The organism is Micromonospora humi (assembly GCF_900090105.1).
Classification (GTDB): Bacteria; Actinomycetota; Actinomycetes; order Mycobacteriales; family Micromonosporaceae; genus Micromonospora; species Micromonospora humi.
In genome coordinates, this window is the sequence record NZ_FMDM01000004.1 from 1 (window position 1) to 11842 (window position 11842).

The window sequence follows — 11842 nt, forward strand, 5'->3', positions numbered from 1 at the left end:
CTGGGCGGCCTTGGTCAGCGGCATGTCCTGCCAGCCGTCGACCTGCTTGAGGCCCTTGAGGAACGCCAGGGTGGAGTACTCGGGGTCGGTGATCTGCTCCGGGGTGCCCCAACCGCTGGAGGGGCGCTGCTGGAACAGGCCCAGCGAGTCGTGGTCATTGCGGTCGCCGAGGTGCCCGAGGTTCTCCAGCTTCGACTCCTGCAGGGCGGTGGCGATCGAGACGACCGCGGCGCGCTCGGGCAGGCCGGCCTTCTTCGTCGCGGCGATGATCGCCTTCACGTTGGCCGTCTGCTCGTCGTTGAGCGCGATGGTGGACTGCTCACCCTGCACACTCGCGGCGGCCGTGACCGGCTTGGTGCCGGTGTGGGCGGGGGTGTCGGCGTGCGCGGCGATCGGACCGGCGAACACACCACCGGTAAAGGCCAGGCCAGCAACACCGAGGATGCTCTTACGCAGGATCGTGTTCATGGTGAGGGCTCCATTCGGGGGTCGACGCACCCCGTGGGGGGACGGGGTGCGGGGGCACCGTCAGGCGCTCAGAAGACTGGGGGGATCCGGCATGCTCGCGGGGCAGGACGCTGCCTCGTCGCGGGTGCCGGGAGTAGGTGTAACGACCGGGCGGCCACCGTCATTCCCGGGGTGGGGGGCGGCAGGTGGTCGGCGGTGCGGGGGTGCGCTCGCCTTCCTCGGTCGTTCACCCGTCTACAACGCCCCGCACCCCGCGACGATTCCGTCGCCGGGGTGCCGCCCACCACCCCCGAACCAGACACCCGGAACACACCGGCTGGAACGCACGCAGACACCCATGGCGTTCCACCCACGCCTCACCGACCCCACGACTGGAACGCCATGGGTGTCTCAGGGCCCCGCACACACCCATGGCGTTCCACCCACGCCCCGCGCGGCCCGCGAGTGGAACGTCACGGGTGTCTCACGCTCCACCCACCGGGCCGCCTCGGCGTGGGCGGCACATTCTGAGTGCGTTAGGGCAGCAGGGAGGACGGGGCGGGTGGCGCGTCGGCGGGGTCCGGTGAGCGCTGCGGTGTGAGGAGGGGGCCCCTCCTATGCGGAATGCGTTAACAGGGGGCCCTCCTTACGCCTCAGCGGCGGCCGTGGCGGGCGCGGAGGTAGTCGGAGACCACGTACTCGCCGAGGTCGCCCAGGTCGGGCGTGAACATCCGGCCCTTCGACCGCCGGGCCACCGCGTCCACGAACCGGCGCAGCCCCGGATCATCGCCGAGCATGAACAGGTTGAGCGTCGCGCCGTAGCGGGTCAGCCGGTCCACCTCCCGGATCGTCGCCTCGATCGTCTCCGGCAGCGGCGGCCAGTTGAAGTACGCCTCACCGTCGTCGGGGTCCAGGTGGGCGGTGGGCTCGCCGTCGGTGACCACCAGCACCACCGGCTCGGCGCCAGGGTGGCGGCGCAGGTGCCGGCCGGCCAGCCGCAGCGCGTGCTGGAGGTTGGTGCCCTGCTGCATGTCCGGCTCCGCCGCCGCCAGCTCCTGCTGGGTCAGCGGCATCGCCTCCCGGCCGAAGCCGATGATCTGCAACGCGTCCTGCGGGAACCGGGTGGCCATCAGGTGCGACAGGGCCAGCGCGGTCTGCTTCATCGGGCCCCAGCGCCCCTGCGAGATCATCGAGTAGGACAGGTCGACGCAGAGCACCACCGCCGCCGACGCGCGGCGCTCGGTCTCCACCACCTCGAAGTCCTCCACCGCGAGCGGCACCGGCACCCCGGGACCGGCCCGCCGCACCGCGCGGGTGAGCGTACGCACCACGTCCAGCGGCTGCTCGTCGCCGTACTCCCACTGGCGGGAGCTGCCGCTCACCTCGCCGGCCGCGCCGGCCGTACGCAGGTCGTGCTGGCCGCGCGGGCCGGCGGTCAGGTCGGCGAAGACCCGGCGCAGCGCGGTGCCGGCGAGCCGGCGCAGCGCCTTCGGGCTGAGCGTCAGCCCGTCCGCGTCCCGGCTCACCCAGCCCTGGCGACGAAGCTCCCGTTCCAGGTCGCGCAGCCGGCGCACGTCGTCGGCGGCGTCACGGCCCAGGGTCCGGGCCACCGTGTCGACGTCGACGTCGTCCAGGGTGGCGCCGGCCTGGTCCTGGTCGAGGGAGTCGAGCAGCTCGTCGAGTTCGGCGATCTCGTCGAGCGCGCCGGCCGCCTCGCCGTAGCCGAGCGGCTGGTCGCCGCGCACCCGCTCGCCGCGCTGCCAGTTCAGGTCGGGGCGCAGCGCCCGCAGGTGGTCGTCGAGCTGGGACAGCTCCCCGGCGAGCCGGTCGCCGAGCGACTGTCGCATCAGCCCGGCCAGCTCCTCGCGTTGCCGGTCGGACAGCGACCGCATCAGCCGCTCCCCCGCCGCCGCCCGGCGGGCCAGCACGTCGACCAACTCCTCGACGTCGCGGGGCTGTTCCGGGAAGAACCGGCCGTGCCGGCGCATGAACTCGGCGAACGCGTCGGTGGTGTCCTCCGAGCGGGCGTGCCGGGCGAGCAGGTCGTTGAGGTCACCCATCATCTCGGCGAGCTGCCGCTGCGCCTCCGGGTCGGCGGCGGCGCGCGCCGCGTCCCGCAGCCCGGCGAAGCGCTGCTCCAGCACCTCGCCGCGCAGCCCGTCCAGGATGCGCTGGTAGGTCTGGCGTGCCTCGGCGCTGGCCCAGTCGTACCCCGCCAGCTCGGACACCGCGCGGGCGGTGGACCGGGGCAGGTTGTCCAGCATCGCCTCGGCGAACCGGGCGTCGTCGCCGTCGCGGCCCCGCAGTTCGTCCCGCTCGGCGGCGAGCGCCTGGTCGAGCAGCGCCTGGGCCCGGGTCACCGTGCCGTCGAGGTCACCCCGGCGCAACGCCTCCCGGCGCAGCCGGCGGGCCCGGGCGGCCAGGTCCGCCAGGCCGCCGCGCCCGTCGGGGCCGCGCCGCAGCAGGTCCCGCAACGCCTCCCGCAGGCTGCCGCCGTTGAGCACCTCCGCGCCGACCGCGTCCACCGCGGCACGCACGTCGTACGGCGGGGCGAGCGGGTCGGGTCCGCCGCGCCACTGCCCGTATCGGAACCGGTTGCCGGCCACGGTCAGCCCCGGCCGCCGTAGACGGTGCGCCCGGCGTCGGTGACGTCCTTGCCCAGCCGGCGGGTCAGGTGCAGCCCTTCCAGGACGAACTCGATCCCGGCGGCGGCCTCCTCCGGGCTGGGCGCGTCGCCGAGGCCGAGCCGGTCGAGCACCTTGGCCAGCCCCGGCACGGTGCCGACCTGGCGCAGCAGCTCCGCCGAGGAGACCAGTTCACCAGTCTCGACCACGGCGCCCTCGGCGACCAGCGCGGTGAAGCCGGACAGGTCCAGCCCGGCCAGCCGGGCCCGGAACGTCTCGGCGGTGGCGGTCCGCAGCAGGTGCCCGAGGACCTCGATCTCGCGCCCCTCCTCGCCGCTCTCGAACTCCACCTTCCCGCGCAGCGTGGACGTCACCGACGCGGCGTCACCGACGCGCGCCACGGGCGCCTCGGCCGAGCCCGAGCCGGCGGCGAGCAGGCCGGAGCGGCGCAGCGCGGCGGCGGCGACGGTCTCCGCGGCGGCGATGGCGAACCGGGCGGACACCCCGGAGCGCGGGTCCACCGACGGTGACTCACGCACCTCGCGGGCGAACCGGGCGAGCACCTCCAGCACGTGCTCCGGCACGCCGGCGACCAGGTCGGCCTCCTGCCGGATCAGCGCCAGCTCCAACTCCAGGTCGAGCGGGTAGTGGGTGCGGATCTCCGCGCCGAAGCGGTCCTTCAACGGGGTGATGATCCGGCCCCGGTTGGTGTAGTCCTCCGGGTTGGCGCTGGCCACCAGCAGCAGGTCCAGCGGCAGTCGCAGCTGGTAGCCGCGGACCTGGATGTCGCGCTCCTCCAGCACGTTGAGCAGCGCCACCTGGATCCGCTCGGCCAGGTCGGGCAGCTCGTTGACGGCGAAGACCCCCCGGTTGGTGCGGGGCACCAGCCCGAAGTGGATGGTCTCCGGGTCGCCGAGGGTGCGCCCCTGGGCGAGCCGCACCGGGTCGACGTCGCCGATCAGGTCGCCGACGCTGGTGTCCGGGGTGGCGAGCTTCTCGCCGTAGCGCATCGAGCGGTGCAGCCAGCCGATCGGCAGGTCGTCGCCGGCCGACTCGACGAGCGCGCGCGACGCCGGGGTGAGCGGGTGCATCGGGTGCTCGTTGAGCACCGAGCCGGGGAGCACCGGCGTCCACTCGTCGAGCAGCGCGCCCAACGAGCGGATCAACCGGGTCTTGCCCTGCCCGCGTTCGCCGAGCAGCACCATGTCGTGGCCGGCGAGCAACGCGCGCTCGACCTCGGGCAGCACGGTGTCCTCGTAGCCGACGATGCCGGGGAAGCGGTCCTCGCCGGCGCGCATCCGGGCGAGGAGGTTGTCGCGGAGTTCCTGCTTGACCGTGCGGTAGTGGTGGCCGGTCGCGCGCAGCGCACCGAGCGTGCCGGGCAGCTCGGCGGGCGGGACCGGGGAAACCTGGGTGTGAACGCTCACCCGCCCCACGCTAGCTCAGATTTTCCGCACCGCCCGGTGGTCGGTCCCGCCCCGTGACCGGGACCGACCACCGGGGGCGGTCAACGCCCGCAGCGGCGACACACGCCGCGGCGGCGCAGCAGGTAGGCGTACGTGGCCGCGCCGAGCGCGACACCCCAGAGCGGCCAGAGCAGCATGGGCAGCGTGGTCAGGCTGAACCCGCCGGTCAGCTCCCAGAACCGGGGGGCGGTGACCAGCCCGAGGGAGCCGGCGGTGACCGCGAGCGCGACGAGCGTGGCGGGCACCACGGCGAGCGACACCGGCACCCGGCGGCCGGCCAGGCCGACCATCCACCGGGGGAACCGCTCGCCCCAGGGGCGGACCAGTCCGAGCGTGAGCACCGCCCCGGCCACCGCGAAGGCGCCCAGCCCGGCACCCGCCCAGACGATGCCGCTGTCGTGCATCTCGTCGAGGAAGTCGCGGGAGATGCCGAGCGGGATACCGGCGGCCCAGGCCAGCCGGGTGAGCGCGTACAGGGTGGGGATGACCGCGGCGGTCCAGGCCGCCCAGCGGCCCCAGCGGGCCGCGGCGTCCGCTGTGGTCCAGTCCCGCTCGGCGGCACCGCGGCCGCAGGCGGCACAGGCCCCGGCGGTACGGCGTTGCCAGCCGAGCACCGCCAGCGCGAGCAGCACCCCGCCCGCCATCGCGGCGGTCTTGCACAGCAGCGTCCAGGTGAACACGTCGGCGTAGTCGACCGGCGGCCAGCCGAACGGCGCGCCGACGAGCAGGATCGGCGCGTAGCCCAGCGTGATCAGCACCCGGGTGTCCGGCACCACCACGGCCAGCACGAACGCGACCGTCCAGCCGTAGCCGAGCAGCAGCGCGCGCAGCGGTCGGGACGGGTGGGTGACCGGACCGGCCATGGCCAGCGCGACGACCGCGGCGGTGAGCAGCAGCGCCGCGAACAGCGCCGGCCCGAGCGACACCGGCACCAGCCGGAGCAGGTTGACCGGGCGGTCCCGGTCGTGGTCGCCGAACGGGTAGCCGGCGCCGGTCACGGTGGAGATCAGGGCGAGCACGCCCCAGAACGCGAGCCAGCCGGCGGCGAGCGGCGCGGTCCGGGACCGGTGACGGGTCGGTGCGAGCAGCGTGGCGGTCATGGTTCGAGCCTCGGCTCCCGCCGCGCCGGAACCCTCCCGGGCCGGGGTGAAGCGTCTCCCCCGGCCGGGGGACTCAGCCGGTCGGGACCACGAACCCCGACTCGTACGCGGCGATCACCGCCTGGGTGCGGTCCCGCACCCCGAGCTTGGCCAGCACGTTCCCGACGTGCGTCTTGACCGTCTCCACGCCGAGCACCAGCCGGGCGGCGATCTCCGGGTTGGACAGTCCGGCCGCCATCAGCCGCAGCACCTCACCCTCCCGTTCGGTCAGCCGGGCGGCGTCCAGCCGGTCCCCGCCGCGCCGCCCGTACGCGCCGACGAGCTGCCGGATGGCGGCCGGGAAGAGCAGCGACTCGCCGGCCGCCACCACCCGGATCGCCTCCACCACCTCGGTCGGGCGGGCCCGCTTGAGCAGGAATCCGCTGGCCCCGGCGCGCAGCGCCTCGTAGACGTACTCGTCGTTGGCGAACGTGGTGACCACCAGCACGCGCGGCGGGTCGGCGGACGCGGCGAGCAGCCGGCGGGTGGCCTGGATGCCGTCGATGGCCGGCATCCGCACGTCCATCAGCACCACCCGCGGTCGCAGCTTGGCCACCAGCGGCGGCACCTCCGCACCGTCCGCCGCCTCGCCGACGACCCGCAGGTCGGGCTGGGCGTCGACGATCGCCCGCAGGCCGACCCGGATCAGCTCGTCGTCGTCGACGACCAGCACGTCGATGGTCACCCGCTCTCCTCCCTGGGCGCCGGCAGCGTGGCCCGGACCCGCCACCGTTCCCCCGCCGGGCCGGCGTCGAGCCGCCCGCCGAGCAGCAGCACCCGTTCCCGCATGCCGTCCAGCCCGCGCCCGCCGCCGGTCGCCCGGGTGGCGCCGCGCACGGCGTTGACCAGCTCGATCTCCAACCCTTCCGGGGGTACGGCGACCCGCAGCGTCACCGGCCCCCGGCCGTGTCGGGCCGCGTTGGTCAGCCCTTCCTGCACGATCCGGTAACCCTCGCGGGACACCACCGCGGGCAGCGCGTCCAACGGCCCGTCGACCCGGGACTCGACGACCAGCCCGGCGGCCCGGGCGGTGGCGACCAGCCCGTCCAGCCCGGCCAGGGTGGGCTGCGGCGCGGTGGGCGCCGGCTGCCGGCCGGAGTCGGTCTCGCGGAGCAGCCCGAGCACCTGGTCGAGGTCGTCCATGGCCCGCCGGCTGGTCTCCTCGATGGCCCGCAGCGCCCGGCGGCTGAACTCCGGGTCGGTGTCGAGCACCTCCCGCGCGGCGCCGGCCTGGAGCGTCGCCACGGTCAGCGCGTGCCCGACCGAGTCGTGCAGCTCCCGGGCCAGCCGGTTGCGCTCGGCCAGCCGCACGGCGCGGGCCTCCAGCGCGGCGATCCGCTCGGCCTGGGCCGGGCCGAGCAGCACCGGCGCCATCGACGCGGCGAGCGCGCCCAGCCCGGCCACCGCGTAGCCGAGCGCGACCAGCACGGCCACCCCGGCCAGCCCGGCGGGCACCGGCCGGGCCGGGTCGAACGGGCCGAACCGCTCGTCGGACACCGCGCCGACGTCCACCCCGGCCAGCCCGGCGACGAAGACCAGCGCCATCGGGAACGCGCTGATCGCGGCGAACAGCACCGCCGCGCCGGTGCCCAGGTGCATGGCGATCCAGAGCGCGGCCCGTAGCCGGGTCTCCCGGTCGACGCGGTGACCCGGCAGGGGTTCCGGCAGGTCGACCGCGAGCAGCGCCCGGGCGGCGGCGATCTCCAGCGCCCGACTGCCAGCCAGGAACACCGGCACCACGGCCAGCCCGGCGCCGACCAGCAGCAGCCCGAACCCGAGCGGGCGCGGCACCTCCGTGCTGGTCAGCAACTGCGCGAACGCCACCACCAGCAGCACGTACGGCAGCGCGAGCACGCCGCCGAGGAGCAGGAACACGGCCCGCCGCCAGGTGCTGCCGCGCACCAGCGGCGCGAACACACCCCGGACCGTCATCCGGTCATTGTCCCGCCGCCACCCGCCGCGCGACTCCCCCGCGCCGGGGAGATCGGTGCCTCAGCGGTGGTCGCGCACGTACTGGTCCGGGTCCTTGTCGCGGAACGGCAGGTCGCGGCCGTTCTTGTGCTCGCCGTAGAAGGTGAGCCAGCGCGCCCCCAGCTCGGCCCGCAACTCCACGCTCGCGTGCCGGCGGAAGTCGGGCAGCGCCTGGTCCTCCTCCTCGGCCAGGTGCTCGCTGTTCTCCTTGCGCGCCTCGCCCACCGCCGTCCACCAGGCGTCCGAGCCGACCTCGTGCAGCTTGGCCTCGGCGATCGCGTCGCGGATCTTGTTGTGGTCGCCGATCGCGTCGGCGGTCTCGTCCTCGCCGTCGTCGCCGTGCTTCACCAGGTGCGGATAGAGGATGGCCTCCTCCGCCTCGGCGTGGATGTCCAGGTGCAGGGCGAGCGCCTCCCAGATCGCCAGCATCTCGGCCGGGTCGCGGGCGTCGTCGAGCCGGGCGAAGCCGCGCCGGAAGGCGGCGTGGTCGTCCAGGATCAGTGCGGTGATGTCGTCCATGCGGTTCACTTCCCCAGTCGGGCGCGGATCATCCGGGGCACCGCGGCCAGGCCGGTGACCGGCCGGAACGCGTGTGCGGCGGCGACCAGCGCGGCGTACTCGTCGTCGGCCAGGTCGATGTCGGCGGCGGCCGCGTTGCGTTCCATCTGCTCCACCCCGGACGCGCCGGGAATGGCCACCACGTTCGGGTGCCGCAGCACGTAGGCGAGCGCGATCTGGCTGGGCGTGGCGTCGTGTGCGTCGGCCACCTCGCGCAGGGTGGCGATCAGCTGGGTGCCGCGCGCCAGGTTCTCCGGCAGGAAGTACGGGTTGGCCCGGCGTACCGCCCCGGCGGGCGGGTTCGTGGCGTCGTAGCGACCCGAGAGGAAGCCCTGCGCCAGCGGGCTGTACGCGATGACGATCCGGCCGGCCTGTTCCGCGTACGGGATCAGGTCCTCCTCCGGACCCCGGTCGATCATGCTGTAGCGGACCTGGTTGCTCAGCACCCGCCGGCCCAGCGCGGCCTCGGCGAACCGCCACCGGCGCAGGTCGTAGTTGCTGACGCCGACCTCGCCGACCAGACCGACGTCCTGCAACGAGCGCATGCCGCGCATGGTGGTGGTGTCGGCGACCACCGGGTTGGCCTGGTGCACCTGGTAGAGGTCGATGCCGTCGACGCCGAGCCGGGCCGCGGAGGCGACCGCCCGCTGCTGCACCACCGGGGCCACCGGCAGCAGCGGGAAGATCTTGCTGGCCACCACGACCTTCGCCCGGTCATCGGCAAGGGCCGCGCCGAGGATCCGTTCGCTGCGGCCGAAGCCGTACAGCTCGGCGGTGTCGAAGAGGGTGACCCCGAGGTCGAGCGCCCGCCGCACGATCTCGGCCGCGCGGCGCTCGTAGTCGGGGCCGTAGCCCCACTCCCGGGAGCCGAACTGCCACGTGCCGAGGCCGATCTTCGAGATGGGCTTGGGGGTGTCGAGCCGCACGAAACGCATGCCGACGACGCTACCCGCGGCGGTGGCACCGCACGCCTGTTCGCCGGTCGCGGCAGAATGATCGGGTGACCTACCTCGCCAGCGACGACCGTTACGACGACATGCACTACCGGCGCAGCGGCCGCAGCGGGCTCAAGCTGCCCGTCATCTCCCTCGGCCTGTGGCACAACTTCGGGCCGGACCGGCCCTTCGAACGGCAGCGTGACATCGTCCGTCGCGCCTTCGACCTCGGCATCACCCACTTCGACCTGGCCAACAACTACGGCCCGCCGCCGGGCGCGGCGGAGGAGGCGTTCGGCCGGCTGCTCGCCACCGACCTGAAGCCCTACCGGGACGAGCTGGTGGTGTCCAGCAAGGCCGGCTACCTGATGTGGCCCGGCCCGTACGGCGAGTGGGGCTCCCGGAAGTACCTGATCTCGTCGCTGGACCAGTCGCTGCGCCGGCTGGGCCTGGACCACGTCGACATCTTCTACTCGCACCGGTTCGACCCGGACACTCCGCTCGAGGAGACGATGGGCGCGCTGGACACGATCGTCCGCTCGGGCCGGGCGCTCTACGTCGGCATCTCCAACTACGACTCGGAGCAGACGCGGCGGGCCGCCGAGATCCTCCGCGACCTGGGCACGCCGCTGCTGATCAACCAGCCGTCGTACTCGATGCTCAACCGCTGGACCGAGTCCGACGGGCTGCTGGACACGCTGGCGGAGGTCGGCGCCGGCTGCATCGCGTTCAGCCCGCTGGCCCAGGGCCTGCTGACCGACCGCTACCTGGGTGGCATCCCGGCCGACTCACGGGTGCGCACCAGCGTCTTCCTCAACGAGAGCGACCTCGACGAGGCGACGATGGCGACCATCCGCGCACTCGCCGAGGTGGCCCGGCGACGCGGCCAGACGCTGGCCCAACTCGCCCTGGTGTGGGCGCTGCGGGACCCGCGGATGACCAGCCTGATCATCGGCGCGAGCAGCGTCGGCCAACTGGAGGGCAACGTCGCCGCGCTGGACGGTCTGGACCTGGCCGGCGAGGACCTGGCCGAGATCGACCAGATCCTCGCCGGGGCGCGGTGACGCCGCTGGGGTTCAGCGGAAGACGGTCCCGGTGCCGGCGTCCCGGACCGCGCTCACCCGGTTGGGGGTGAACGTGGTGCCGGGTCCGACGATGGTGCCGTCGCAGCCCTCGGTGATGTAGAGCCCGTAGCGCTGCGTCTTGACGGTCTGGTCGTCGATGGCCAGGTCGCCGCTGACCAGCGTGTCGACGCAGGTCACCCCGGTGGCGGTGGTGACCCGGATGCCGTCCCGGTTCGGCGTGACGTTCGCGCTGTTGGTGACGTGGTTGTCGACGATCTGGTTGTCGGTGCCGCCGTTGACGTTGATGCCGTCCTGCCCGGCCTGGTTGATCACGTTGTCGCTCACCACGTTGTGGTCGGCCGTCTTGTTCGGCTGGTCGGCGCTGGACGAGGCGCGGTTGACCTGGATGCCGTGCCCGCCCACGTTGGTGATGGTGCAGCCGGTGACCGTGTCCCCGCTGGTCGCCAGCAGTTCGACGCCGTCGCTCTGGGCGCCGCTGATGACGCAGTCCCGCACGGTGTTGCCCATCGACACCCAGTTCTGGTTCTTGCCGTCGAACACGATGCCCCGCCCTCGGGAGGCGGTCACCCGCACCCGCTCCACGACCATGTTGTTGCCGTCGTCGAAGTCGAGCGCGTCGCTGGTGCTCCGGAACGCCCCCTCGGCGGAGACCGCGAGGTCCCGGACGATCACGCTGTCCCAACCCTTGGTGTTGAACGGCTCGGTGTCCCCGGCGCTGGAGTTGTCGTTGCGGATGAGCGTGTCGTACATGCCGGCGCCGACGAAGGTCACCTTGCGAATGCCCTCCAGTTTCATGTACTCGGCGCCGAAGTCGAACGTGCCGGCGCCGAAGCGGACCGTCCCGCCGCCGAGGCGGTTCAGCTCGATCACGGCGCTCTCCAGCACGCTCTTGAGGCTGCCGGTGTAGGTCTCCCCGGTGACGTCGGAGGCCGCCTGGTAGGTGACCGCGCCGAGCCGGCTTATGACGTACGGCGACGGGTTGGGTGGGGACGGCGTGATCAGTTGGGGCTTGTTGGCCCCCTCCCGGCTGGTCACCCGCAGGCCGGTGTCGTTGGTGGTGGTGAGCGCCACGGTCACCGGCCCGTTCCCGGTGACCAGCGACGAGACGCTCACCGACACCCAGGTGTCCGCGCCGACCGGTCCGCTGCGGACGGTCGTGGCGCCGATCGGCGGGGCGTTGGCGTAGGTGATGGTGTTCTCGTCCCAGGTGTTGTCGGCCACCGGGTGGATGTCCACCCCGGTGCTGCTGGCGGTCTCCACATAGAGCCGCAGCACCGCGGTCGGGTCCGTGGTGACGCCGGTGACGTCGAACCGCAGGTAGGCGACCTGCCGGGGCACGGCGTCGACCCGGAGCGAGGACGTCCGCCCCGCGTTCGTCGACGGACGGGAGGCGTCCACCCAGGCGTCGGCCACCGGATTGAGCGTGACGGCGTCGGTCGCCCGGGCGACCGCCGCGGCGGTCGTCGCGTGCGGCTTCGGCCGGCCGGCCTGCGCCGCGGTGGTGGGCGGGATGACGGTGGCACCGGCCAGGACGAGCACCGGCGCCGCCAGTCGGAGCAGGGATCGGGATCGAGTGGTCATTGCTCCTCCAGAACGGTGTGGAGGGTGGCCCGGGTC

The 11842-nt window shown here is 73.8% G+C and carries 10 protein-coding genes; 1 reads left to right on the plus strand and 9 read right to left on the minus strand.

Annotation, left to right across the window (positions count from 1 at the left end; translation table 11 throughout):
• The 8 genes from GA0070213_RS08335 to GA0070213_RS08370 all read right to left on the minus strand — a co-directional run.
• Positions 1-468: hypothetical protein (locus GA0070213_RS08335; RefSeq protein ID WP_091061444.1), on the minus strand; the 468-nt coding region annotated here is incomplete at its 3' end.
• A gap of 632 nt (positions 469-1100) precedes the next feature.
• Entirely contained in the window at positions 1101-3053 is a 1953-nt protein-coding gene (locus tag GA0070213_RS08340) for a VWA domain-containing protein (RefSeq protein WP_091060189.1), read from the minus strand.
• Positions 3054-3055: 2 nt separating this feature from the next.
• Positions 3056-4507 (minus strand): magnesium chelatase ATPase subunit I, encoded by a 1452-nt coding sequence (locus GA0070213_RS08345; protein ID WP_091060192.1) that lies wholly within the window; start codon positions 4505-4507, stop codon positions 3056-3058.
• Positions 4508-4578: 71 nt separating this feature from the next.
• Positions 4579-5637 (minus strand): hypothetical protein, encoded by a 1059-nt coding sequence (locus GA0070213_RS08350; RefSeq protein WP_091060194.1) that lies wholly within the window; start codon positions 5635-5637, stop codon positions 4579-4581.
• A gap of 73 nt (positions 5638-5710) precedes the next feature.
• A complete protein-coding gene (locus GA0070213_RS08355; protein ID WP_091060197.1) occupies positions 5711-6361 on the minus strand; it encodes a response regulator in 651 nt (216 codons plus the stop codon).
• The gene (locus GA0070213_RS08360) at positions 6358-7608 is read right to left on the minus strand and encodes a sensor histidine kinase (RefSeq protein WP_091060200.1); all 1251 of its coding nucleotides are present in this window, start codon (positions 7606-7608) and stop codon (positions 6358-6360) included. The genes GA0070213_RS08355 and GA0070213_RS08360 overlap by 4 nt, the downstream gene beginning before the upstream one ends.
• A gap of 60 nt (positions 7609-7668) precedes the next feature.
• Positions 7669-8166 (minus strand): hemerythrin domain-containing protein, encoded by a 498-nt coding sequence (locus GA0070213_RS08365; protein WP_175441269.1) that lies wholly within the window; start codon positions 8164-8166, stop codon positions 7669-7671.
• A gap of 5 nt (positions 8167-8171) precedes the next feature.
• Positions 8172-9140, minus strand: a complete 969-nt coding sequence (locus GA0070213_RS08370) for an aldo/keto reductase (protein ID WP_091060205.1) — start codon at positions 9138-9140, stop codon at positions 8172-8174.
• Between the two features lie 65 nt (positions 9141-9205).
• Between GA0070213_RS08370 and mgrA the strand changes: the two genes are divergently transcribed.
• Positions 9206-10204, plus strand: coding sequence for an L-glyceraldehyde 3-phosphate reductase (gene mgrA / locus GA0070213_RS08375; protein WP_091060208.1), 999 nt, complete (start codon positions 9206-9208; stop codon positions 10202-10204).
• Positions 10205-10216: 12 nt separating this feature from the next.
• Here the strand turns inward: mgrA and GA0070213_RS08380 are convergent, their stop codons facing one another.
• The gene (locus tag GA0070213_RS08380; protein ID WP_091060211.1) at positions 10217-11806 is read right to left on the minus strand and encodes a CBM96 family carbohydrate-binding protein; all 1590 of its coding nucleotides are present in this window, start codon (positions 11804-11806) and stop codon (positions 10217-10219) included.
• Between the last annotated feature and the right edge of the window lie 36 nt (positions 11807-11842).

What these genes read in the sequence shown, in the direction of transcription:
- GA0070213_RS08350 (WP_091060194.1), bottom strand. Translation starts at nt 5,637, where the DNA reads ATGACCGCCACGCTGCTCGCACCGACCCGTCACCGGTCCCGGACCGCG.
- GA0070213_RS08370 (WP_091060205.1), bottom strand. Translation starts at nt 9,140, where the DNA reads ATGCGTTTCGTGCGGCTCGACACCCCCAAGCCCATCTCGAAGATCGGC.
- GA0070213_RS08360 (WP_091060200.1), bottom strand. Translation starts at nt 7,608, where the DNA reads ATGACGGTCCGGGGTGTGTTCGCGCCGCTGGTGCGCGGCAGCACCTGG.
- GA0070213_RS08365 (WP_175441269.1), bottom strand. Translation starts at nt 8,166, where the DNA reads ATGGACGACATCACCGCACTGATCCTGGACGACCACGCCGCCTTCCGG.
- GA0070213_RS08380 (WP_091060211.1), bottom strand. Translation starts at nt 11,806, where the DNA reads ATGACCACTCGATCCCGATCCCTGCTCCGACTGGCGGCGCCGGTGCTC.